This is a genomic window from Pseudaeromonas sp. HNCC25DJ182 (assembly GCF_055413365.1).
The window spans coordinates 56340-79992 of the sequence record NZ_JBVAYG010000018.1; the positions used below are offsets into that span (position 1 = coordinate 56340).

Below are 23653 nucleotides of genomic sequence, written 5' to 3' on the forward strand. Positions count from 1 at the left end.
CCTACTTGGCATGTGCTCATCCTAATAGATTGGCAAGCCAGGTGCAGCAGGCTTGATCCTGGCCCCTAACGGGCGTCAAATATCTCCAGACCCCGATTCGTCTTCCTGTACAGGAGCACGCCATGTATATCGTCCTGCTGACTTATATCCGCCCCTTGACCGAAATTGATGCCCTGATCCCTGCCCATCGCGAATTCTTGCAACGCCACTATGATGCAGGTCACTTCCTGCTCTCCGGTCGCCGGGAGCCGAGAACCGGCGGTGTGATCCTGGCCTCGCTGCCCAGTCGCGCTCAGCTCGAACAACTGTTGCATGAGGATCCATTCGCTCAAGCCAAGGCCGCTGAGTACGAGATCCTGGAATTTACTCCGACCATGACGGCTCCGGAATTAACCGACTTGCTGCAGTCCTGAGGGAGCCCCCCATGCTTTTAGATTGGCAAGAGTGCGTCTTTGCCATTACCAGTCGGCAACAACTCACGATCGGTGATCTTCAACTCGCCGTTGGTTCCTGTACCGCTGTGGTCGGCAACAATGGCAGTGGCAAGAGTGCTCTGGCACGCGCGTTATGCGGTGAGCTAACACTGGCAAGCGGCGAGAGCCGACAACAGCCTGTTGCGGTGCGGCTTTCATTCGAGCAACAGCAGGCACTGATCGAGCAGGATTGGCAACGCCGCAATACCGATATGGCCACCGAGGATGAGGAGTTAGGTTTTACCGCCGCGGAACTACTCCACGCCATCGCCGAGCCGCACGCCATCGATATCCTCTGCCGTCGTCTCGGCATTCGTCATCTTTTGGAGCGCCCTTACCGTTTTCTCTCCAGCGGCGAGGGACGCAAGGTGCTGCTAGCGCAAGCTCTACTGGCCGAGCCGGAACTGTTAGTATTGGATGAGCCCTTTGATGGTCTAGATATCGAGGCCCGGGGCCAGCTGATGCAGCTACTGGGCGAGCTACATGCCGCAGGCCAGAGCCTGGTCCTGATCGTCAATCGCTTCGAAGAAATCCCGCTATTTGCGGATCAATTGGGTCTGCTGGCTGACTGTCAGCTACTAAGATCCGGCTCCCCGGCTACCTTGCTTGCTGACCCGATTATGGCGCAGCTGGCTCATGTCGAAGCGCTGCAGCAGATCCGCTTACCGGCGGCTCCGACTGCAGACATGGATCGCCCAGCCTTCACCGGCCCCTTGGTGCGGATGCGTCAGTTGAATGTGGTTTATGGCGAGCAACGCGTGCTGAACCGGCTGGATTGGGAACTGAATCCTGGTGAGCATTGGCACATCGTCGGTCCTAATGGCGCCGGTAAGTCCACGCTGCTATCGCTGATCACCGGCGACCACCCTCAGGGCTATTGCAACGATTTGACCCTGTTCGGACGACGACGGGGCAGCGGAGAAAGCATCTGGGAAATCAAACAACAGATTGGCTACGTCAGCCCCGCCTTGCACCTGGAGTATCGGGTCAGTACCACGCCACTGGCCGTGATCTTGTCCGGTTACTTCGACTCCATCGGCTTATACGAAAATCCCGGCGATCAACGCCTCAAGCTGGCTCAGGAGTGGCTGGCTCTACTCGGCATGACAGCACAGGCCCAGCATCCCTTCCACTCACTCTCCTTTGGCCAACAGCGCCTGCTGCTGATTGCCAGGGCCCTGGTCAAGCATCCTCCCTTGCTGATCCTCGATGAACCACTGCAAGGACTGGATACACTGCATCGGCAGTTGGTTCGTCAATTCATCACTCTGCTGATGAAGGCAGGAAGCAGTCAGCTGTTGTTTGTCTCCCATCATCTGCAGGATGCCCCCGAGGGGCTGACTCACAGATTCAGCTTCATTCCAGAACCACAGGGCGGGTACAGCTACCATTGCGAGCGCCTGGACTAATCGGTGGGATTGACCTCGATGATGGTGTGCTGTCGTTGATCACTCAACTGCAGCCAGTCCTCCTGCCAAAGTACGGAGTGAGGATTGAACCCTCGCTCCAGCGTCGGCTTCACCACCTGAAAATAGGGTGAAAGATCGAAATCTCGCGGGGTATAGAGGCTGTGATGGCGGATGCGGAACAGCTCCCGCCTGCAGCGACGGCACTGGGGATCCTGACTCGCCTCGACGATCACCTCCGGCAGGATCGGGTACTGGATGTGCTGAAATGCCAGGGCAATCAGCGATGAGCAGATGGCGCGGGTCGGATCGCCGCTGCCCAACGCCAACAGTTGTCGCCGCCAGCGCGCGGGAACCGGAGGCGTCTGGATCAGATAACGCGCCAAATCGAGGATGTTTTTCAGATCATAATGGTCACCAAGCCGCTGCACCGTGTACTGGATCAGCTGCTTGATCTCCATCTCCGAGATCCCGACCGGACGGCAGATCCGGGTATGCTCATGAGCATACATGCTCAATGGGACCGCCCGTACCCCCGCCAACACATCCGCCTCAATCAAGACCAAGGGCTCGCTACCCGGCGTATAGGGCAAGGTATCGCCGATATACAAGCAGGCATGAGACCAGGTGGATTGGGTCAGATACTTGATGGCAGCACCGAAACGGCTGGTTCCCTCAATCAGCAACACATCGCCCTTGCGCAGCGTGGAAGCCAGCAGCTCCGGGCTCAGCGTGGGCAGATTACTATCCCGAGACTGGGGCGAGGCCAGATAACTGGCCAACGCATGTCCCATCCGCTCCAGTAGTGCCATCGCAACCTCCTTGCGTTCGCCACCGACCCGACATCAGATATCGTTTGTTTCAGGGTGGTGCGGCGAGCTCTTGATAACAAGTATAAGAGGGCCATCTATTCCTTGCTGGCAATCTCCTGCTGGTCTGCACAGAAGGGAGTGGGTATGCTGCTCACCAGCACAACTGGAGGATATCGATGGAAAACCACAGCCACGAGTTGACCTTTGATTTGCGGAGTGAACGCTTGATTCTGCGTCCACTGGACAGCCACTTCCTGACCCTCTGCCTGCTGGCGGAACAACAGAACGCTGCTGACTACCTGAATGGACAACTGCCGGATGCCTGGTTTGCACAGTGGCGGCTGATGGCGATGCGTCTCAAGGACCTGCAGCAAGATCCCGACTATTTGCCCTGGGGGCTCAGAGCCATATTGCACCGTGACAGTGGCGAGATGATTGGCCATATCGGCTTTCATACCCGCCCGAATCCCGATTATCTGGCAGCCTTGGGAACCCATGGCATCGAGTTGGGCTACGAGGTGTATCCACAGTGGCGTCGGCAGGGGATCGCCCGCGAAGCCTTGAACACCATGCTAGGATTTGCGACCCAGCAGGGAGTGGAGCGCTTTATTCTCTCTATTTCGCCCGATAACCAACCCTCCACCGCCCTGGCCCGCTCGTTTGGTTTCCAGCAGTTTGGGGAACAAATCGATGAAGAGGACGGGCTGGAGCTGTTGTATCGTCTGGAGGCCGAGCACTGGCTCAGCCAACATGCCTGAGCAGTAGGCACCGGACACATATCCCCCAGTGCTGGGGACAGCATGTTCAACTCAAGGCTGGCAACGCGGCATCTGCGTATGCATCCGGTTCACATCCACAGCCCCGAGGTGCTTCAGGGTGCGACTACCGATCAGTACCGGATAATTCATGCGGCGCCGATCGCGCAACGAAAATTGCTCGTCATACTCTTGCGAGCCAAACATCACCCGCATCCGCACCACATAACGACTATCGCTGCCACTGGCACTACGCACTTTGACCCGTCGCTCGACCGGTCGTTCCACCAACTGAGTTACAGCTCGGTCATCTCGTAATCCCTCGATACGAAACCGCACCCACGGCTCCCCTTCCCGATCAAACGCTTGGATATCCCGAGCATCCAGGGACGAGGTATCGGCTCCGGTATCCAGTTTGGCCTCCAGCAGCACGCCCTCTGTCGCAAGGCAAATCGTTTCAACCAGTCCCCAGATCGGGGTCACCGTTACGTTTTCCACACCAGCAGCCAGCGGTGGCGGCGGCTCTACCGCCCAGAGCGCTCCGCTCAGCAACAACCAGCCAAGACCCTGCAACGATTTGAACATCCATCGATCTCCCACTTATGATTGGGTGGCGACACTAGGGATCCGGTGAGAAACCTTCCACGCCGGGTAACAGATGCCGACCATCCAACACCTCCACTGGCAGTGCCAGCACATCCAGATCATCGACGCATCCCAGATTCACTCGGTAATGATCTGCCTTGCGTAAGGTCTCATGAAACGGATAGATACCACAGCGCCGACAAAAATAGTGCTTGGCCCGGTGTGAGCCGAACTGATACAGCCCGAGCATCCCCTCCTCCTCCACGGTGACGTGAAATTCGGAAGCCGGAATAATTTCGGGGCTCATCAAGGCCCCTTTGCGCAGACACAGCGAACAATTACAACGCAAACCACGCTGGATCGGCGCCGCAACAAACTGAAACCGGATCGCCCCACAATGACAGGAACCCTGGTACTCCATCTCGACCTCCATCCCACTTCGGAAAAGCAGGCACTAGATTACTGAGGGTTCAACGACTTGTAAAAGTACTTGGGTGACTCCTGGTAGCCCAGCTGTCGATAGAAGTCATGAGCCCCCAGGCGACGGCTGTGACAATGCAGCTCGATACGATCACACCCCCGCAACCGGGCTCGCTGCTCAGCCCACTGCTCCAGTCGGGCACCGATCCCGCCGCCACGCCACTGTTCATCGATGCAAAAGTAGCTAATGCGGGCAAAATCTCCAGCCATAGCCAGTTGCGGGATGAAGTGCAGGCTGATAAAACCGCACAGGCACTCTTGCTGCGCCGCGACCCAGAGCTCAGCGTCGGGATGGGTCAGCAACTGGGGTAAACGCTGGGCCATGGAGTAAGCTGCATCCGGATAGCCCAACTGAGTCAGTAATGTCGATAAGCCATCGGCATCCAGATCAGTGGCCGCGCGGAGCTGAATCTCAATGGTCATGAGCAAACCACTCCTCTGCCGTCAGGAAATAGTGTTGGTGATCCACACTCCCATGAGCCAATTGCTCGGCTTGAGGGATGATGACGCCAGTACGCATGCCCAGTCGTTCACACACCGCCCGACTCGGCTGATTCTCCACCGCCACCGCAATATCGACCCGTTCCATCGCCCAGGATTCAAATGCCAGTGCCATCAGCCAACGACAGGCCCGAGTGACAATACCGAGTCCCTGCCAGGGCTCAGCCAGCCAATAACCAATCTGTACCCGTTTCAGGCGACGGTTGATGATATTAAACCCGCAAACGCCGACCACCTCGCCCCGATACAGGAGTGCACACTGCATCGCTCGCCCCTCGGCAAACTGCTGGACCATGCGCTGGATAAAGACCAGGGTATCTTCCACCGAGGCGATTGCGGGAGGCCACGGCAGCCAGCGACTTAAATAGGCTCTATGCTGGCAGGTCAGTGCATACAGGGGTTCGGCCAATGAACGCTGCAGAAACACCAGCTCCAGCTCCGCGTCCACAGAGTGGCCAAACATCTCAACGCCAACCAGGGTGTCAGGCATATATCCGCTCCCAAGCTGGGTTAATAGGTTACCTTGCGTAACGCTTTGAGCTCGCCACGCTTGTTTTTGCTCTCGACCCGGCGACGCTGGGAGCCGCGAGTCGGTTTGGTGGCAATACGGCGAGCCTGTACCACGCCCACCTCGCGGATCAACGCCGCCAGACGCTGGAGTGCATCGTCCCGGTTCTGCTCCTGAGTTCGATACTGCTGCGCCTTGATGACAATGACCCCATCGCGAGTCAGACGTTGATCCTTGAGCGCCAGCAGTCGTTCCTTGTAAAAGTCCGGCAACGATGAAGTTGCCACTGCAAACCGCAGATGGATCGCCGAGGAGACCTTATTGACGTTCTGTCCGCCAGCGCCCTGTGCTCGAATGGCGTTCATCTCCAGCTCGGCCAGCGGTAACGCCACCCGCGCCGAAATCCACAGACAGTCAGCGGCGACTCCAGGGGTAAATGATTCATGAACGGACATGCATTCTCTCATTTCATCTTGATGGCGGTAGGACTCACAGTCGCGCCCACCAGGGTAACAGCAGCAGTGGCACGCTCACCAGCCAGAGCCAGATCAAGGAATCCAGCGCGTAAGGAAGGATACATAACAAGAGTCCGCAGCCCAAAGCCAGCAGATGCCCCTGTCGCTTGCCATAGATGAAATAGCCAATCCCGAGCGAACCCAGGAGTACGCCACTGAGCAGACTGCCGGTGTCCATACTGTATTCCTTCGCCTAATCCAACGAACCATGACTCATAGACGCGCTACGCACGTTCAGTCTGAACACAGCTGTTGCAACCCATCGCCCGAGTCATCAGAACAGGAAGCGACGCCCCTCCAAACACTGACGGCAGGCCGGCATACCGTGCAAACTACCCAGTAGCTCTTGTGGTGCGCGGCGCCCACAGCAGCCACATTCACGGAAGGATTTCATGCGGCGGGTGATCGTATCCTGGATCAGCGCCATCAGTTGATCATAGCTGCCATCGACCGGGCTGATCCGGCCCCGAAGCTCCGGTTTATGGCGGGAGACACTACTCATCGCCGATTCCTGTACCGGCAACAGCACATCGACGCCGTCGGCGCCGAACACGATGATGACCTTGAGCGGGTCGCCGACGAATAACGTCTGCTCACCGGTGATCGGTGAGGGTAATTGTCGCAACAACGTTTGTCGCCACTGTTCAAGTTGCGGCGGCAGCGGCAGGTTCAACGGCAGTAGATCGGACAGAGGTGATGTACTCATCCGTAGCAACATCCAGATAAAAAGGGCATTCCATCATAACGGACAGGACGCCCGGCATACCAGCGACAGACTGAATCATGCCTTAACTGCGCGAGAGATAGTCCGCCTGACCAATCCACTTGTAACTGGTCAGCTCGGTCAGTCCCATAGGGCCGCGAGCGTGCAGTTTTTGGGTCGAGACCGCCACCTCGGCACCGAGACCAAACTGGGCACCATCGGTGAAACGAGTCGAGGCATTCACATACACGGCGGCAGAACCAGCACCATTGATAAATTGCTCGGCATGGCACAGATCGTTGGTCAGGATGGCATCCGAGTGACAGGCATTATGCTCGCGCAAATGAGCCAGCGCCTCGGTGACATCCGCCACCAGTTTGACTCCCAGGGTCAGCGAGAGCCATTCGGTATCAAAATCCTCCGCCCCGGCAGCACGCAATTCAGCTGCGCCCGCTTGAGCCAGCAGCGCATAGGCTTTAGGCTCCGCCACCAGCGTCACTTTCTGCTCATTCATCCGGGCCACCAGCAGCGGCAAAAAGGAAGCGGCGATAGCCTCATGCACCAACAGCGTATCCAGTGCATTACAAGCCGATGGCCGTTGTACCTTGGCGTTATCAATCACACCGACCGAGCGCGCCAGATCGGCACTGGCATCCACGAACAGGTGACTGACGCCGAAGCCACCGATGATCACCGGGATCGTGCTCTGCTCCTTGCACAGTTTGTGCAGATTGGCACCACCGCGCGGGATGATCATGTCGACATACTGATCCAGTCGCAGCAGCTCGCCGACCAGAGCGCGATCCGGGCTCTCGATATACTGAACCGACGCCGCGGGCAGACCGCTTTTAGCCAGCGCCGCCTGAATGACCTGGACCAGCGCCATATTGGAGTGGAAGGTTTCACGGCCACCACGCAATATGCTGGCATTACCGGTCTTCAGGCACAAAGCAGCAATATCGATGGTCACATTCGGGCGCGCCTCATAGATGACACCAATCACACCGATGGGAACCCGACGCCGGGAGAGGCGCAGGCCATTCTCCAGCACCCGGCTTTCCAACTCGCTGCCGACCGGATCATCCAGCGTCACCACCTTGCGCACATCGGCCACTATGCCTGCCAACCGCGCCGGATTCAGCAGCAGGCGATCCAGCATGGCATCGCTCAGACCCGCTTCACGCCCCGCGTTAATATCCAGTTGGTTCGCCAGCAAAATAGCCTCTTGCTGGGCTTCCAGCTCATCGGCCATGGCGAGTAGCGCCTGATTCTTGCTGGCCGTACTGGTCACCGCCAGCTCAAACGCCGCGGCACGCGCCGCCTGCCCTATCACCACCAAACTCATCTTCCTTGCTCCTTTGCGGATTTACAGCAACACCAGATCATCCCGGTGGATAGCAACCGGACCATAGACATAACCCAAACAGGCTTCGATGTCATCGGAATGCTTGCCGGCAATCCGGATCAAATCGGCTGCATTGTAACGACAGATACCACGTCCCAACTCCTTGCCAGCAGGGGTCAGGATCCGCACCACATCACCGCGCTCGAAATCGCCCTGCACCCGGGCGATCCCCTTGGGCAACAGACTGGATCCCTTGTCGTGAACCGCGCGCTCGGCACCGGCGTCCACATAGACCTCGCCATGGGGCGGTGGCCCGGTGAGGATCCAGCTCTTGCGACTCTCCAGCGGATTGGCCTGAGCCACAAAACGGGTACCAATGCGTTCGCCATGCACCAGGCGACCAATAAACTCCGGGTGTTTACCGGCAGCAATCACCACCTCGATGCCCGCGCGGGTGGCTACATCGGCAGCCTGCAGCTTGGTCGCCATACCACCAGTGCCCAACCCACTGACGCTATCGCCCGCCAGAGCGCGTAACGCATCATCAATCACATCCACGCGCTCGATCAGGGTGGCATCCGGGTTAGTACGCGGGTCGGCGGTGAACAAGCCTTGCTGATCGGTCAACAGGATCAGGAGATCAGCATCGGCCAGGATCGCGGCCCGAGCCGACAGATTATCGTTGTCACCGACCTTGATCTCGGCCGTCGCCACGGCATCATTTTCGTTAATCACCGGAATGATACGATGGGCCAACAAGGTATTGAGGGTATCGCGGGCGTTGAGGTAACGCTCCCGATCTTCCAGATCGGCGCGGGTCAGCAGGATCTGGCCGACATGCAGCTCGTAAATGGCAAACAGACTTTGCCAGATCTGGATCAGATGACTTTGACCAACCGCAGCCAGCATTTGTTTGTTGGGCATGGTGGGGGCCAGGGTCGGATGCCCAAGCAACTCACGTCCAGCGGCAATCGCACCGGAGGTGACGACCACAATCTGATGCCCCTCGCGATGCAAGGTGGCCAGTTGGCGCACCAGTTCGACCATGTGTGCCCGGTCGATACGACGGGTACCGCCCGTCAGAATGCTGGTGCCCAACTTCACTACAATGGTTTTCTTTTCCATAAGAAGAAGGCTCGGCGAAGAGAAGTCCTTCTTTATACCGATGGCATCCGCGCCCTGCAACGGGATTTGCGTTACGGGCGCGGCGACTCAGGCCCAGTCAGGCGGCAGATGGCGATTCAAATTGTGTCGAATCATCGGGGAGTAACGGCAGTTGCCATTGCTCCAACCGGCTTTGCAAGACGCGTAAGAAGCGCTCCCGCGAGTCCTCAACTTCCGCTACAGCCGAGGCATGGGGTTGACGATCCTGCCAGCTCCCCTCCTTGTTATACAAACCCAACTGGGTTTGAAAGCTAAAACCTCCTTCACGAGGTTCCAGCACCAACCACCAACCCCAGAATTCGCGGGACTCCGGCTCCGCGCCCAGATTCAGGCAGACCGCCAGGCAATCAAAAAAGTAGCGTTCGGGTTCACACTGCTCCTGACGCAAGTAAGGACCCAGAGTCATGAATTCTTTGAGTAGCTGACGATGCGGTAATGAATGGGACATGAGCGGGCTCCTTGAGGACGCAGGCTGCCCACCGTGGGCAGCCTTAGGACCAATCGACGCCATCACTCTAACGGTTAAAGATTAAAATGAAGCTTCAGCCAGTCACAAGTTTCACTCAAGGCGCGATCAAAAACGTGCATCACCGGCAATTTATCCAACACCACAGCCTTGCCGTAATAGCTGGAGGAGGCCAGCGTCCGGATATCCGACTCCGGACAGATGAAGTCCCGACGATGGCCAATACTCAAGATTGGCACCCGGGTCCGGGTTACGCCCACCAAACCCTGACGTTTCAGCGAGAAGATCTGGCACTGCGGCTGCAATTCATGCCAATTGGCTGCATCCATACCCAGTCGATTGGCCAAAGAGGCGCGCAGCATGGGCGATGCCTGATTGAACAACGCAGGCTCGACAAAAAATTGATTCAACCCGGGCCCGATACAGGCCACGGCCTTCAGGTGGGTCGACTCCAGATAGGCCAGGCGGGCTGCCACATTGCCGCCCAACCGGATCCCGACCATACCGATGCGCTGGTTATCCACCCAGGGCACCTCACTGCGCAGATAATGCAGTGCCGCCTGATGGAGCCGGCTGGTGTCCTGCACCAAGGGAAACTGGCTGGAATAACCGATACCAGGCATATCCAGGGTCAGCATGCCAATCCCGTTCGGCGCCAGATATTGCTCATATAACCGATAAAAATCGATCTGCAAGCTATCGATGCTGCCACTGACCATTACCACTGGCACCACATGCTCATCAGTGGGCAGATGCAGATAGCCATTGATCTCTTTGTCCCGAAACGGGATCTTCAATACCTTGAGTGGGACGGGCAGCAAACGCCCGGCTTCCCGGTAAGCAATATTGCCTTGTAACTGGGCTTGCTCTGCCAGTTCATCCCCCTTCAGATGCGGATAGCTGGCCAGCGAATAGTAACGGGTGGCTCGTAGATAAGCCTTGCGCGCTGCGGCCAGGTCACCGTCCTGCTCCAGCTGCTTGCCCTGCTTGAGGTACTCACCGGCTACCTGACTGAACTCGTAGATCCAGTTGCCGGGGGCATAGCCTTGCAAGGTATCCAGTTTGTCGGGGCGACTGCGGGTTCCCTCCCCGGTGGCGATATGGGAGAGAATGTCCTCCAGCTCGATGGCATCAATGCCCTGCCAAATCCAGTAACTACGGCGCAGAACCCGGTACCAAGCGGCGGAGCAAACGCCCTCGATCAGCACCTGTTCGCCTTCACCGTCACCGAGATCGGTCGCTGAATTCGAGATGGTCGAGGTTTCCTGCACCTTGCGGACCTTACTGAACAATCGTTCACTCAGGTTAAGTGCTTCTTCGTCTTGCATCGCTTCAGTTCCTACTCGATTCACATCTGTTATTTAACTTATGCCAGCTGGCAGCAAAAAGAAAAGGCTCCTGCAGGAGCCTTTTCATGGTTGGTGTCTTTATTCTTCGGTTTCGTCACACAGTGGCGAAACAAACGACAGCGCCATATCCCAAGGTTGTTCAATCCAGGTGTCCTGGGGAATGCTCACCTCGAAGTCATCCACCATGGCCTCACCCTTGGGCTTGGCGAAGATGGTGATCAACTTGGCCTTCGGATAGAGCTCGCGGATCACCTTGGCAGTATTACCGCTATCGACCAGATCGTCCACGACCAGGAACCCTTCACCATCGCCGTCCACTTTTTTCAGCACATGCAGATCGCGCTGATTGTCGTGGTCATAGCTGGAGATGCAGATGGTATCCACAAAACGGATGCCCAACTCGCGCGCCATCAGGGCCGCGGGAACCAGACCACCGCGACTGACGGCGATGATTCCCTTCCACTGGGATGCGGGCAGTTGACGGCGAGCCAGACGACGGGCTTCGCGTTGCAGATTGTCCCATGAGACGTAGAACTTCTTAGTCATATACCAACCTTAAGGGTGTCGACAAAACACAATTATATTAGATACCAGAGAATACCAGATGCGCCAGGAACAATGCAGCCAGAACCCAGACACTGACGCTGACATCCTTGTAACGACCACTCAGCAGCTTGATCGCCGCATAAGCGATGAAACCCAGTTCGATACCGTGCGCAATGGAGAATGACAACGGCATCATCAGGGTCACCACGGCAACCGGAGCCGCTTCGGTCAGATCATCCCAATCCACCTTGGCCAATGAGGACATCATAAGAATGGCCACATAGAACAGGGCCCCTGCGGTTGCATACGCCGGCACCATACCCGCCAACGGCGAGAGGAACAGAGCCAGCAGGAACAGACCACCGACCGTCACCGCGGTCAGACCGGTGCGACCACCGGCAGCGACCCCGGAGGCGCTTTCGATGTAGCTGGTGGTAGAGGAAGTACCCAGCACGGCACCGGCCACGGTGGAGACCGCATCGGACATCAGGGCCTTGCCCAGACGCGGCAGGCGGCCATTTTTGTCCAGCATGCCAGCCTTGTCAGCCACAGCAATCAGGGTGCCCGAGGTGTCAAACAGGATCACGAACAGGAACGCGAACACTACAGAGAGCATGGCGAAGTTGAAGGCGCCAGCTGCCGTGGTGAAGCCGCTGGTCAGGTCCAGCTGCATGAAGGTCGGCGCCAGGCTTGGCGGCATGGCCATCACACCACCGAACTTCACATCGCCAAAAGCCAAGCCCAGGGCGGTGATGATCAGAATCGCGTACAGCACAGCGCCCTTCACTTGCTTGTGGGCCATGGCGATGATCAGGAAGAAGCCCAGCACAGCCAGCGCCGGTTGCAGGCTGGTCAAGTCGCCCAGACCCACGATGGTGGCTGGGTTAGAGACCACGATACCGGCATTTTTCAGCGCTATCAGCGCCAGGAACAGACCGATACCGGCGCCGATGCCGATACGCAGACTGTTGGGGATGGAGTTGACGATCCACTCCCGCACCTTGAACATACTCAGGATCAGGAAGGCAATACCGGACAGGAATACGGCACCCAGTGCCACCTGCCAGCTATAGCCCATGCCCATCACCACACCAAAGGTGAAGAAGGCATTCAGCCCCATCCCCGGAGCCTGAGCTACTGGATAGTTGGCATACAGGCCCATGATGAAGCAGCCAAAAGCCGCCGCCAGACAGGTAGCGACGAACACCGAGCCCTGATCCATACCAGTCTGTGACAGTATGCTCGGGTTTACGAAAATAATGTAAGCCATGGTCAGGAAGGTGGTAACCCCGGCCAACAGCTCGGTACGCACACTGGTATTGTGCTCTGAGAGTTTGAACAATTTCTCTAACATGGATTCTCGGTTCCTTGGAGAAGTAATAAATTCCTGAATGACTCAGGGCTGGATGCCCGCTGACAACCTAAACGTTTGTCTGTTCAGCACAAACGTTTATCCAGACAGGTTTCATAGCTTATGGGGTCTTACATAGTTGCACCCGCGGCACATGCCTGACAGCCTGATGCAAGATTCGGGCGCAATTATAGAGAGGCCAAATCGGCCATGCCAGCACAAAAAAAGGAATAACGTGACGAAAGCGTCACCATTGGCTGCAGGGGAGTCCAAATACCTGTGCAGAGTGCTGATCCCTCCCCCGTTTACAAGGCAGAATCACCAGAACAACCTCTCCTCACGGGGCCTCCCACCTCAGATGTAACCGGCATATTGCACGGTCAATGCGCCCTGTTTTGGCGCAACAGCCCGCCTGGCACACCAAATCCTTCCCTATATCTCACTACCGCCTGTTTCATCAGCAGGATAAATAGAATAGGAACTGCCATACGGCTGACATAAGCCGCTAGCACAAGGTATCATGGCCCTATCAATAGCCGCGGCCTGTTGCCATAGGAGCTCAATGTGACTGCTTTGACCGATCTCTCTCCGAACCTGTTGTGGTTCTTCTTCGACAAGATTTGCTCCATTCCCCACCCGTCCAAACATGAAGCGGCGCTCAGTGCCTGGATCCAGAATTGGGCCCGGGAACAGGGGCTCTCCGTCATGGAAGACAAGGTCGGGAACCTCATCATCAAGAAACCGGCCACACCGGGCATGGAAGATCGCAAGGGCGTGGTACTGCAGGCGCACATCGACATGGTGCCGCAAGCCAATGCCGATACGGATCATGATTTCACGCGCGACCCGATCCGCGCCTATGTGGATGGTGAATGGGTACGAGCGACCGGTACCACTCTGGGAGCGGACAACGGTATCGGCGCCGCGGCCTGTCTGGCGGTATTGGCAGACAACAGCCTGGTGCACGGCCCGCTCGAAGTGTTACTGACCATCGATGAAGAAGCGGGGATGACCGGCGCTTTCGGTCTGGAGCCCGGCTTGCTGGAGGGCGAGATCCTGCTCAATACCGATTCCGAGCAGGATGGTGAAGTCTACATGGGTTGCGCCGGTGGCATTGATGCCAACATCCGTCTGGCCTTCGAACCTACAGCCGTGCCCGCCGGTTATCAGGCACTGCGTCTGAGCGTCAAGGGACTGCGTGGTGGTCACTCCGGCGTCAACATTCATCAAGACCGCGGCAATGCCAACAAGTTGCTGGCCCGTCTGTTGCTGACCGCAAGCGAAAACGTCACCCTGCATCTGGCCCAGATGGAAGGCGGCACCCTGCGCAATGCCATTCCTCGTGAAGCATCAGCCCTGCTGTGGGTCGCACCGGACGATGTGGATGCCCTGCAACAGCAGATCGCCGCACACGGCGCTCTGCTGCAAGCCGAGCTCAAAGAGATCGACAGTTTTCTGGAGATCAGCCTGCAGGGCGCAACCGCTCCGGCTCAGGCCATGGATGCCGACAGCCAACGCCGTCTGCTGGCCGCTCTGGTCGCCTGCCCCAATGGCGTGATCCGCATGAGCCAGGCTATCGCCGGTGTGGTCGAGACCTCGACCAACCTGGGCGTCATCAAAACCGAGGGGCATGAAATCTATATCCAGTGCCTGATCCGCTCACTGAACGATGAAGGTCGTCGCTACGTCGAGCAGATGACCCACTCCCTGTTTACGCTGGCCGGTGCCCGTTGTGAATTGAGTGGTGGCTATCCCGGTTGGGCCCCGGATCCGGCATCGCCCATCATGCAGCAGTTGCGCGACACCCATCAGGCACTGTTTGGTGAACTGCCCAAGATCATGGTCATCCACGCCGGTCTGGAATGCGGTCTGTTCAAGGCAAATTACCCCCATTGGGACATGGTTTCCTTCGGTCCAACGATTCAGGGCGCCCATTCACCGGATGAAAAAGTCCATATTCCGGCCGTGGCTCGTTTCTGGCAGTTGCTCAGCAAATTGCTGGCCGAAATCCCGCGTCGAGATTGAATCGTTTCAGCGGAAGAAAAGGCGCTGCGGCGCCTTTTTTATTACGCATCCCTGGAGTAGAGTGTCGCAGCCTTGAGTTTTTACCCCATTCATCTGCCCATGAAGACGCTATATCCCATTATTCTCAGTTTTAGCCTGCTGATCCCCTTCAGTCCGGTTGGCGAATACCTATGGCAGTATGGCCAGCAAGGCGCCTCCGGTCTGGCTGTTGAAACCCGGCATAGCGGGCAAGGTTGGTGGCACGATGCGATGGCCTCGCAAGAGGAGCTGGTGCTGTGGTTTCAGCGCAGCAAGCAGCAGGGATGGCAGCAGATTGATGCCGGGATCCTGAGCGTGCAGCAGGAGCTCCAGCAGCAAGGTGAGGCCATCCAAAACGGACTCGGCACTGGACAGGAGGTGTTGCAACAAACCTGGCAGCAGGGTCAGCAAGGCCTGCAGCAATGGACCAGCCATCTCTGGCAAGAGAGTGTTCAGTACGGCAGCAACCTGCTCGCCTCGGTGCAGGCATTACCCGCTAGCATCTGGCCTGACTCCCCGGATCCTGAATTAGATCCGGACACCGAAGCCGCTGGCAGTCTGTCGTTAGCCGCCAATACGCCACCGGCAACCGAGCCCTGAATTGATAAACCGCGCGGTTGACCATCGCGGATCTCTGGCGGACCCCAGCTAGAACGCCAGTGACAATTGATGCTCTTCGGTTTTCTCCTCCGATTGCGGCAAGCTGACCCCCAAGCCGAGCAAGCGCACCGATTTGCCCTCACCCCGCGCCCAGGCTTCACGTAACAGGGCGAGAAACAGTCCGGTATCGGCACGGCGACTACTGCGCTCGACCGTCGTCTGCTGAAAATCGGCAAACTTCACCTTCACCCCCTGGCGGACAATACGGCCATCCGGCGCATGGCGCTGCAATCGCGGCCACAGTTGCTGTTCCAGCTGGGCCAGGATCGGGATGGCCTCTTCAAACCGGGTCAAATCCGCAGGCAAGGTCAGCTCCACGCCAACCGATTTGCGCACCCGGCTCACCTCGACCGGCCGCTCATCCAGACCCCGGCAACGCTCCAACAACATCTGGCCTGATTTACCGAACAGACGCAGCAACTCGCTGACAGGATAAGCCTGCACATCAGCCCCAGTATGCAATCCCATCGCCGCCAGACGCTGCGCGCTCTTTTCGCCGATCCCCGGGATCTTGCGCAGCGGTAAGCTGCTCACAAACTCGGCCACCTGCTCCGGGCGCAGCACAAACAGGCCATCGGGCTTGTTCAGATCCGACGCAATCTTGGCCAGGAACTTGTTCGGTGCCACCCCTGCCGACGCAGTCAGCTGTAACTCCCGGTGAATATCCGCCCGGATGGCTTCGGCCATCAGGGTCGCACTGCCGCGATATAACGGGGAATCGCTGACATCCAGGTAGGCCTCATCCAGCGACAGCGGTTCGATACGGTCGGTATAACGGGCAAAAATAGCGCGGATCTCGCCGGATACCTGTTGATACACAGCCATGCGCCCCGGGATCACCGTCAAGGTCGGACATAGACGCAACGCATAGGCGGTCGCCATCGCCGAGCGGACACCAAAACGGCGCGCCTCATAGTTGCAGGTGGCGATCACACCCCGCCGATCCCGGGAGCCACCGATGGCCAACGGGATGTGGCGTAACGCCGGGTTATCGCGCATCTCGACAGCCGCGAAGAAACAGTCCATATCGATGTGAATAATTTTACGCATGGCAACACTGTATATATAAACAGTTACCCTTACTCTACTCCAGTCTCCGCAAATATCCAAGCCTTGCCCTATATCCACAGCGACTGCCCAGCCCCCCGGATTTGAACGGAACAACACAGACTCCACCGTCAGGATAGACCGCGTGGGAGGATGCCTTCCGGCACCGAGCGGTCCATGCTGTGGTGTACACACTCTCGTTATCGGGTCGTCAGGAGTCGTTATGTCCACATCCTCTCTTTCACAACTGCAGTGCTGGCACCAACCTGTGCCCCCCTTTGTCACACTCCAGGCCGCAGGCCCTGTGCTATCGCTCTGGCTGCAGAGCGAGATCTGGCCAGAGCGAGTGCTGCTGCGTAGCGAGCCCGATAATGAGGAGTGGTTACTGGATATGACCCTGCAGGCGGAAATCCGCGGTTGCCGTCACTATCAGGTCGTGCTTCCCCTGCATCAGGCTTCATCCCGGCAACGTTACAGCTTCAAACTGTTATGGCCCGATCGCCAATCCTGGTTCGGCCCCGAAGGGCTCAGTGCAGTTCCCATCGAACGCCTGCGCCAGTTCTGCCTTGAAATCCCGGAGAGTCATCCCGGCTGGGTGGCGGATCAGATCTTCTACCAGATATTTCCGGATCGATTTGCCCCGGGGGATGGTCCCCATCTGGTACGGGAAGCAGAGTATCAGCACCATGCCCGCCAACGCTGGGTAAGGCGGCGCGGCTGGGAACATCCACTCGAGATGGAGGCCGCCAGCTCCACCTTCTATGGTGGCGATCTGGATGCCATCACCGGCAAACTCGACTATCTGCAGGGGCTGGGAGTCACGGCCCTGTACCTCAACCCCATCTTCACCGCCCCCACGGTGCATAAGTACGACACCGAGGACTACTTCAATGTCGATCCCCATTTTGGCGGGAATCAGGCCCTGATCCGGCTGCGGCAAGCCACCCGTCAGCGCGGCATGCGGCTGATCCTCGATGGAGTCTTCAATCACAGCGGTGACAGTTGCGCCTGGTTTGATCGCTACCGGACCGGCGATGGCTCCGGCGCCAACTGCTCGCCAGAGTCCCCTTACCGCAACTGGTACACCTTTGCCCCGCAGGGCGCTCTGGGCTGGAAAGGCAATGCCAATCTTCCCAAGCTCAACTTCGCCGAGCCGGGTGTTGTCGACACCCTGTATCGTGGGCGCGATAGCGTGGTGCGTCACTGGTTGCGCGAACCCTACGGGATCGACGGTTGGCGCCTGGATGTAGTGCATATGCTGGGCGAATCCGGCAGCGCCAAAAACAATCTGTTGCACGTCGCTGGCATCTACCAGGCTGCCCGGGAGGAAAATCCCCAGGCCTATCTGCTCGGAGAACACTTTGCCGATGCCCGGGAATGGTTACAGGCAGGGGTAGAAGATGGCGCCATGAACTATATGGGCTTTGCCCTGCCGGTCCGGGCTTTTCTGGCCGGTCAGGACGTTGCCTATCAACCGATCCATCTGGATGCCCGTCAGTGCGCCGACTGGATGGAGCACTACCGCGCCGGACTGAGTCATGGCACCCAGCTGTGCCAGTTCAATCAGCTCGATAGCCACGATACCAGCCGCTTCCTGACCCTGTTGCAGGGCGATATGCAACGCATGAAACTCGCCATCGGCTGGTTGTTTAGCTGGATTGGTGTGCCCTGCCTCTACTACGGTGACGAAGTGGGCCTCGCGGGTGAGAATGATCCCTTCTGTCGCGCCCCCTTCCCCTGGGATCAGAGCCGCTGGAATGGCGAACTGCTGGCCCATACCCAGCAGTTGGCAAGGTTGCGCCAGCAAAGTCCGGCACTACGCCGCGGCGCATTGCAGATGCTCCATGCCCAGAAAGAGACGCTGGTGTTTGTGCGAGTGCTCGAAGATGAACGCATCCTGGTCGCCATCCAGCGGGAAGGAGACGCAGAGCTCACGCTGCCATCGGACCCTCTTCTGAGCTGTCGCACCTGGACCCGTTTGTTGGGACAAGGACAGCTCGACACCACGGGCGATTACACCTTGCAACTGACAGCAGGCGATATCACTTTATTCCGCGGTTTCAGCGAGTAAGCAGCTCAAACCACTAAATCAGAATCATTTTCCGCAACAAACCAAACCGGGACTTAACCAATCCCGGTTTTTTCTGTTATCTGGCGGCCATGTTTTCTAGACTTCGCCCCATCGCAATACTGCCGATATAGTCCGCCAACCTGGAGAAAGTTTGATGCGTTACCTGTTTGTGTTGTCCCTGCTACTGTCAACCACCGCCATAGCCGGCGACGACTTCCGTCTTGGTTCAACCCTGTTGCTCTCTATTGGCGAAAGCGAGGCCATCGTCAAACCACTGGCCTGTCGCTACACCGACTCCCTGCAACTGAAGGTAGAAAAACAGGATGCCCGCATCGAAGAACTCAAGGTGTTCTATAAGGACGGTAGCAATCGGACCATCAAAGTGAATAAAAATATGAGCAAGGATGAGCGCAGCAACTGGATCAAACTCGACCGACGCAAGTGCATCACCAAAATCCGTGTCGATGGTTATTCCAAGCGCAAGATGGCCGAAGTCAAGATTTATGGTCGCCGGGATTGATGTCGGCCCGCTTCGACTCGCAGCAGTGATGAAGTAGATCCCGCCAGGTCACGATGCCGACGATCTGGCCATTCTCCAGCACAGGGAGACAGGAGATCCCCTGTGCCAGGAGCAGTTCGCAGGCTTGTGAGACAGGCACCTCGGGGCTGACCGTAACCGGTTGCCGCGTCATCACCTGATGGACCCGGCGTTGCAGGGTATCGCGGTCTCGTTGATTCTCCGCACCTGACCCCAAGTAAGGGCTCAATGCCTTGTAGAGATCCTTGTCCGACAGAATGCCGACCAGTTCGCCCTCCTCGATCACCAGCAGATGATGAAAGGGGGCGGCAGCAAAAATTTCGTGTACGGTTTCCAGAGTGTCATCCATCTCGATGGTCGCCACCCGACGCTTCATAATATCGACAATTCGCATATCCTTCCCACCCGCTGCCGCAGCTTGTATTCACTCGCTTCTGCGTCCATCCCGCTGCGACATCCAGCCGCGGGACGCCGCCTCCGTTGAGTGTAGTGCCGAAACCATTGCTCCAGTTGTGCGGCGTCGCACAATGCCATATACGCACCCGGCAAAAGCGGGCATTCTTAAATCCCATGAGCGATAGTCCGGTCGCGACAGCTCACCGGACTCCTGTTTCCGTATCCTCTATTCGCCGGAGAACACCGCCCGATGCATGTTGCGCTTTTGGGGGCACGACGACTGATGCTGGCTGCCACCAGCCTGCTGCTGATCAGTTGTCAGCCGATCACGCTACCGATCGATCGTAGCCATACGTCGCTCAACCAGGACTCCCGCATCCAGTCGGTGATTGTGCATTACACCCAGATTGATGATGCTCAATCCCTTGATGAACTGACTCGCCCCGAAAGCCAGGTCAGCGCCCATTATCTGTTGAGTCGTGAAGAGCGGGATGGACAACCCGTTGTGTATGCTCTGGTTCCGGAGTCGCAGCGAGCCTGGCATGCCGGAGTGAGTCACTGGCAAGGCGCCCAGGCACTCAATGCCAGCTCCATTGGCATCGAGATTGTCAATCTCGGCTATGCGGATGCCGATGCACAACTGCCGCTAGCCGAGCGCCATTGGCAAGCCTACACCCCTGCCCAGATCCGCACCTTGGCCCTGTTGCTCCAACAACTGGTCGATCGCTACCAGTTGCCACCGACCCAGCTATTGGCGCATAGCGATATAGCACCCGGCCGAAAAGTCGATCCGGGCCCGCTGTTTCCCTGGCGGCACTTGCATGATCACTATGGTTTGGGCGCCTGGCCCGATGAGGCGCGCGTCAGCGCCTTGCTGGCGGTGCCCGGGCCCATGCCATCCATCAGCGAGATCCAGAACCTGCTGCTCCGCTACGGCTATGGCCTTGCCGCCACCGGCGTTCTGGATACCCAGACCCGTCAGACCCTGCAAGCCTTTCAACTGCATTTTCGACCCGCACGCTACGATGGCCTGCCGGATCGGGAAACCGTAGCCCGATTACAGGCGCTATTAGAAAAGTATCCGCCCGGGAACTAGGCCTCTGTTGATCGAGGCTGCGATCAGGCTCACGAATGCCGTTGCAGACTCATACCTCGAACGCAGATCGCATATGCTTAAACCATGATCCCGTACAGAGCTCAAGCGACCCCTATGCCCAAACCAGTCCCCCTGATCCCGCGCCGCCCGGGTCTCGCTTTCTGGATCATGCTGGGAACTCTGGGCAGTGCCATCACCACGCTGGTGCTATTACTCATCCTGGTGGAAGATTTTTCTGCCGACTATGCGCGTAAACGGGCGCAGGGTGACGTTCATCGCCTGGCCAGTAACATGGCCAATGCCTTGAACTTTCAAATCAATGAACGAATTAATGATCTACAGCTGCTAGCGCACTGGTCTTTGTTTCGGGAGCAGAGCATCGAGCAACAAAGAGCCGTGCTCGCAACATTGGCTCAGGAGTCCAGCGATTACAGGTGGTTACTCATCACCTCGCCAGAGGGTGTCATCCGGACTGCATCGCTATCCAGCATTGAAGGACTGCATATTCCATCCGATCCCTGGTTCCCGCCCCGATTTCAGCACCCGAGTGTCAGTGATATCCATCCTGAATCCCCACCGAAGACGGACGCATACCCCGGCCACCAGCGACTGACCCTGCAATACGAGATTGCGGTTCCGCTGAATAATCGCCAGGGCTTACTGGATAGCTGGCTGATTGCCAGTCTGCCTGCTGAGGGCATTGAAAAGATGGCTCGGAATCTGCTGGACGAAAAAAGTGCTCCGGCACAAGCCGATCTGATGATGTTCAAGGACGATGGCTCGGTGTTTTTCAGCTCCCATGACCCGAGTATCCGCCAAGTTCCGGATGCCATACTGCGGGCGTTGCAATCTGGACATGCCGCCAAATTACAGTGGCCTGATCGGCAGTGGTATTTCACCTCGCGACAACAATTATCCCGGCATGACAAGGTCCAATCTCCCGGTTGGCAGATCCTGGTCAGACAGCCGGCATCGGTTGCCATGGGCGACTTTACCAAGCTGCAGGATCAAATCACCTTATCGGCGATCCTGGCCTTTTGTGCCCTGAGTCTGTTGACCTTCCTCATGTCGCGCCGCCTGTGCGCCCCCTTGGTTGCACTGCGGCAAGCACTGGAAAATCCCGGTTGTGTCGATATACCGCAAAGCAATAGCTACGCCGAAGTCATACTGCTGTCCCGGGTGTTGGCTGAAATGCGGCAGCTCGAACAACAGGATCTGCAAGCACTGGCCGAGCTCAATCAAACCCTCGAAGCCCAGGTCCAGGCTCGAACCCAGGAGCTGGATAATGTGCTCCTGCATGCCATGAATGCCTTTATCAGCATCAATGAACAGGGGAAGATCCTGGATTGGAACCTGCAGGCGAGTCGACTTCTGGGCTGGGAAAAAGCCGAGGTGCTTGGCGGTCCGATCCCGAAGGCCATACTCAGCCTGGAGCAGCAAGAGTGGTTACAGCAGCAATTGCGGCTGCATGCTGAAACTGGCGCCATTCCGCTGCTCAAGGATCAGCGGATCACCGAACTGCATGATCGGCATGGCGACAGCATCGCCGTGGAGGTTCACTCCTGGATTAGTGAAACCGCGCTCGGCTTCCGGCTCAATCTCATCATTCAGGATGTCCGGGAACGCCTCACCATCGAACGAGAGCTGCGCGACAGCCAGCAACGCTTGCAAACCATTACCGACAACCTGCCGGTATTGATTTCCTATATCGATCGCCATCTGCGCTATCAATTCAACAACGCAACATACGGCCTCTGGTATGGCTGGTCCGCCGCCGAGCTGCACAATCGGCCGGTCCGGGAGCTCTACCCGGCGACAGAATATGCGCATTTTTTACCGTTTATGGAGTTGGCCTTACAGGGCGAAACCCAGCGCTTCGAACGCAGTGAACAGCGTGCGGATGGGGTGCACTATCTGTTCTCCATCTATATCCCCCACCGCAGAGAGCAGGAGGTGGTCGGCTTTTATGTGTTGAGTCAGGACATAACGCCACGCAAGCAGTTGGAGCTGGAACTCAAGCGCCACGCCCTGAATGATCCGCTCACCGGATTACCCAACCGGCGCTCCTTGATGGAGCTGCTGCCCAAAGCCATGGCCAGAAGCAACCGCACCGAACAGATGATGGCGTTACTGTTTATGGATCTGGATGGCTTCAAAGCCATCAATGACAACTTTGGCCACGATGCGGGCGATGAGTTATTGCAGCAGTTTGCCCAGCGCATCCAGTCTCACCTGCGCGAGACCGACACCCTGTTCCGCCTGGCCGGGGATGAGTTCACGCTGATCCTGGAGAATTTGCAGCACGGCGAGCCGGACGCCAGCCGCAAGGCGCGACAACTGCTGGAGGCCATGGCGGAGCCGTTTGTCTTGACCGCAGCCACGGTGACACTCTCCAGCAGTATCGGCATCGCCTGTTATCGACCCCACGCCAGGATGAACGCCGAAGCCTTGTTAGGCCATGCCGATCAGGCCATGTATCAGGCTAAGCGTGCCGGCAAGAATCGGTTTGTAGTGGCGGCGCCGGAATAAGCCACCACATGTGATCCACTGGCTCAAATCTTTTTTTGTACCGAGGTGGCGGCCTCTTGTACTTTTTCGCCCCCTTTCTGGATGTCACGCCCCATGCCATTGATGGTATTGCACCCCGTCAGCCACACCATCACCAATAACAATCCCCAGCCCATTTTGTTCATGATCCGATCCTGCTCCTGTTCACGATTCAGGTTACACGCCTGCGTGTCGCTACCATGCCTCAAGCTCAGGGCTCTTCGCAAGCCAGATGACAAAGAGGATATGGAGATCGCGGTCACCCGCACACCGGACCCGACTATGGGTCAAAATCC

At 57.6% G+C, this 23653-nt stretch carries 26 protein-coding genes; 9 read left to right on the plus strand and 17 right to left on the minus strand.

The genetic code is table 11. From position 1 onward, the window contains the following. Positions 1-122: 122 nt before the first annotated feature. Both ACZYUB_RS14105 and modF read left to right on the plus strand, forming a co-directional pair. Positions 123-413 carry a YciI family protein gene (locus ACZYUB_RS14105; protein WP_463948857.1) on the plus strand — a complete coding sequence of 97 codons (291 nt, stop codon included), beginning with the start codon at positions 123-125 and terminating at the stop codon, positions 411-413. Positions 414-424: 11 nt separating this feature from the next. Next, the gene (gene modF, locus ACZYUB_RS14110) at positions 425-1882 is read left to right on the plus strand and encodes a molybdate ABC transporter ATP-binding protein ModF (RefSeq protein ID WP_463948859.1); all 1458 of its coding nucleotides are present in this window, start codon (positions 425-427) and stop codon (positions 1880-1882) included. On the opposite strand, the gene ACZYUB_RS14115 is transcribed toward modF, so the two are convergent. After that, positions 1879-2691, minus strand: a complete 813-nt coding sequence (locus ACZYUB_RS14115; RefSeq protein ID WP_463948861.1) for a YiiX/YebB-like N1pC/P60 family cysteine hydrolase — start codon at positions 2689-2691, stop codon at positions 1879-1881. The genes modF and ACZYUB_RS14115 overlap by 4 nt on opposite strands. Before the next feature lie 176 nt (positions 2692-2867). Here ACZYUB_RS14115 and ACZYUB_RS14120 point away from each other — a divergent pair, with 176 nt between their 5' ends. Then, entirely contained in the window at positions 2868-3449 is a 582-nt protein-coding gene (locus tag ACZYUB_RS14120) for a GNAT family N-acetyltransferase (protein WP_463948863.1), read from the plus strand. A gap of 51 nt (positions 3450-3500) precedes the next feature. On the opposite strand, the gene ACZYUB_RS14125 is transcribed toward ACZYUB_RS14120, so the two are convergent. The 13 genes from ACZYUB_RS14125 to ACZYUB_RS14185 all read right to left on the minus strand — a co-directional run bounded on the left by ACZYUB_RS14125 (position 3501) and on the right by ACZYUB_RS14185 (position 12962). Continuing rightward, positions 3501-4031, minus strand: coding sequence for an ATP-dependent zinc protease family protein (locus tag ACZYUB_RS14125; RefSeq protein ID WP_463948865.1), 531 nt, complete (start codon positions 4029-4031; stop codon positions 3501-3503). Positions 4032-4065: 34 nt separating this feature from the next. Further along, positions 4066-4452 carry a GFA family protein gene (locus ACZYUB_RS14130; RefSeq protein ID WP_463948867.1) on the minus strand — a complete coding sequence of 129 codons (387 nt, stop codon included), beginning with the start codon at positions 4450-4452 and terminating at the stop codon, positions 4066-4068. A gap of 38 nt (positions 4453-4490) precedes the next feature. Then, on the minus strand, positions 4491-4934 hold the full coding sequence (locus ACZYUB_RS14135; RefSeq protein ID WP_463948869.1) for a GNAT family N-acetyltransferase: 444 nt from the start codon (positions 4932-4934) through the stop codon (positions 4491-4493). Continuing rightward, positions 4924-5502 (minus strand): GNAT family N-acetyltransferase, encoded by a 579-nt coding sequence (locus ACZYUB_RS14140; RefSeq protein ID WP_463948870.1) that lies wholly within the window; start codon positions 5500-5502, stop codon positions 4924-4926. The genes ACZYUB_RS14135 and ACZYUB_RS14140 overlap by 11 nt, the downstream gene beginning before the upstream one ends. A gap of 20 nt (positions 5503-5522) precedes the next feature. Continuing rightward, positions 5523-5975, minus strand: coding sequence for an alternative ribosome rescue aminoacyl-tRNA hydrolase ArfB (gene arfB / locus ACZYUB_RS14145; RefSeq protein ID WP_463948872.1), 453 nt, complete (start codon positions 5973-5975; stop codon positions 5523-5525). 34 nt (positions 5976-6009) lie between these two features. After that, positions 6010-6213, minus strand: a complete 204-nt coding sequence (locus ACZYUB_RS14150) for a hypothetical protein (protein WP_463948873.1) — start codon at positions 6211-6213, stop codon at positions 6010-6012. A gap of 96 nt (positions 6214-6309) precedes the next feature. After that, complete coding sequence (locus tag ACZYUB_RS14155; protein WP_463948874.1) at positions 6310-6741, minus strand: hypothetical protein; 432 nt, start codon at positions 6739-6741, stop codon at positions 6310-6312. A gap of 82 nt (positions 6742-6823) precedes the next feature. Next, the gene (locus tag ACZYUB_RS14160; RefSeq protein WP_463948875.1) at positions 6824-8083 is read right to left on the minus strand and encodes a glutamate-5-semialdehyde dehydrogenase; all 1260 of its coding nucleotides are present in this window, start codon (positions 8081-8083) and stop codon (positions 6824-6826) included. Between the two features lie 21 nt (positions 8084-8104). Beyond that, on the minus strand, positions 8105-9208 hold the full coding sequence (gene proB / locus ACZYUB_RS14165) for a glutamate 5-kinase (RefSeq protein WP_463948876.1): 1104 nt from the start codon (positions 9206-9208) through the stop codon (positions 8105-8107). Positions 9209-9305: 97 nt separating this feature from the next. Beyond that, positions 9306-9695 carry a sigma factor-binding protein Crl gene (gene crl, locus ACZYUB_RS14170; RefSeq protein WP_463948877.1) on the minus strand — a complete coding sequence of 130 codons (390 nt, stop codon included), beginning with the start codon at positions 9693-9695 and terminating at the stop codon, positions 9306-9308. A gap of 74 nt (positions 9696-9769) precedes the next feature. Next, on the minus strand, positions 9770-11041 hold the full coding sequence (gene frsA, locus ACZYUB_RS14175; protein ID WP_463948878.1) for an esterase FrsA: 1272 nt from the start codon (positions 11039-11041) through the stop codon (positions 9770-9772). A 99-nt stretch (positions 11042-11140) separates the two neighbouring features. Beyond that, on the minus strand, positions 11141-11608 hold the full coding sequence (gene gpt, locus ACZYUB_RS14180; protein ID WP_460882342.1) for a xanthine phosphoribosyltransferase: 468 nt from the start codon (positions 11606-11608) through the stop codon (positions 11141-11143). 37 nt (positions 11609-11645) lie between these two features. Further along, a complete protein-coding gene (locus ACZYUB_RS14185; RefSeq protein ID WP_463948879.1) occupies positions 11646-12962 on the minus strand; it encodes an NCS2 family permease in 1317 nt (438 codons plus the stop codon). A gap of 561 nt (positions 12963-13523) precedes the next feature. Between ACZYUB_RS14185 and ACZYUB_RS14190 the strand changes: the two genes are divergently transcribed. Continuing rightward, positions 13524-14984 carry an aminoacyl-histidine dipeptidase gene (locus ACZYUB_RS14190; RefSeq protein ID WP_463948880.1) on the plus strand — a complete coding sequence of 487 codons (1461 nt, stop codon included), beginning with the start codon at positions 13524-13526 and terminating at the stop codon, positions 14982-14984. A gap of 72 nt (positions 14985-15056) precedes the next feature. Beyond that, positions 15057-15602 (plus strand): hypothetical protein, encoded by a 546-nt coding sequence (locus ACZYUB_RS14195; protein ID WP_463948881.1) that lies wholly within the window; start codon positions 15057-15059, stop codon positions 15600-15602. 48 nt (positions 15603-15650) lie between these two features. On the opposite strand, the gene dinB is transcribed toward ACZYUB_RS14195, so the two are convergent. Beyond that, positions 15651-16712: a DNA polymerase IV gene (gene dinB / locus ACZYUB_RS14200; protein WP_463948882.1), complete on the minus strand. Its 1062-nt coding sequence runs from the start codon at positions 16710-16712 to the stop codon at positions 15651-15653. Positions 16713-16932: 220 nt separating this feature from the next. Between dinB and malZ the strand changes: the two genes are divergently transcribed. Together malZ and ACZYUB_RS14210 are read left to right on the plus strand one after the other, a co-directional pair. Beyond that, entirely contained in the window at positions 16933-18780 is a 1848-nt protein-coding gene (malZ, locus tag ACZYUB_RS14205; protein ID WP_463948883.1) for a maltodextrin glucosidase, read from the plus strand. A 154-nt stretch (positions 18781-18934) separates the two neighbouring features. Beyond that, the gene (locus ACZYUB_RS14210; RefSeq protein WP_463948884.1) at positions 18935-19300 is read left to right on the plus strand and encodes a DUF2541 family protein; all 366 of its coding nucleotides are present in this window, start codon (positions 18935-18937) and stop codon (positions 19298-19300) included. Here ACZYUB_RS14210 and ACZYUB_RS14215 read toward each other — a convergent pair. Beyond that, positions 19275-19712 carry a CBS domain-containing protein gene (locus tag ACZYUB_RS14215; RefSeq protein ID WP_463948885.1) on the minus strand — a complete coding sequence of 146 codons (438 nt, stop codon included), beginning with the start codon at positions 19710-19712 and terminating at the stop codon, positions 19275-19277. The two genes, ACZYUB_RS14210 and ACZYUB_RS14215, sit on opposite strands and share 26 nt — an antisense overlap. A gap of 252 nt (positions 19713-19964) precedes the next feature. Here ACZYUB_RS14215 and ACZYUB_RS14220 point away from each other — a divergent pair, with 252 nt between their 5' ends. Both ACZYUB_RS14220 and ACZYUB_RS14225 read left to right on the plus strand, forming a co-directional pair. Beyond that, complete coding sequence (locus ACZYUB_RS14220) at positions 19965-20810, plus strand: N-acetylmuramoyl-L-alanine amidase (protein WP_463948886.1); 846 nt, start codon at positions 19965-19967, stop codon at positions 20808-20810. Between the two features lie 114 nt (positions 20811-20924). Then, complete coding sequence (locus ACZYUB_RS14225) at positions 20925-23339, plus strand: sensor domain-containing diguanylate cyclase (RefSeq protein ID WP_463948887.1); 2415 nt, start codon at positions 20925-20927, stop codon at positions 23337-23339. A gap of 23 nt (positions 23340-23362) precedes the next feature. On the opposite strand, the gene ACZYUB_RS14230 is transcribed toward ACZYUB_RS14225, so the two are convergent. Further along, positions 23363-23503 carry an entericidin A/B family lipoprotein gene (locus tag ACZYUB_RS14230; protein ID WP_463948888.1) on the minus strand — a complete coding sequence of 47 codons (141 nt, stop codon included), beginning with the start codon at positions 23501-23503 and terminating at the stop codon, positions 23363-23365. Between the last annotated feature and the right edge of the window lie 150 nt (positions 23504-23653).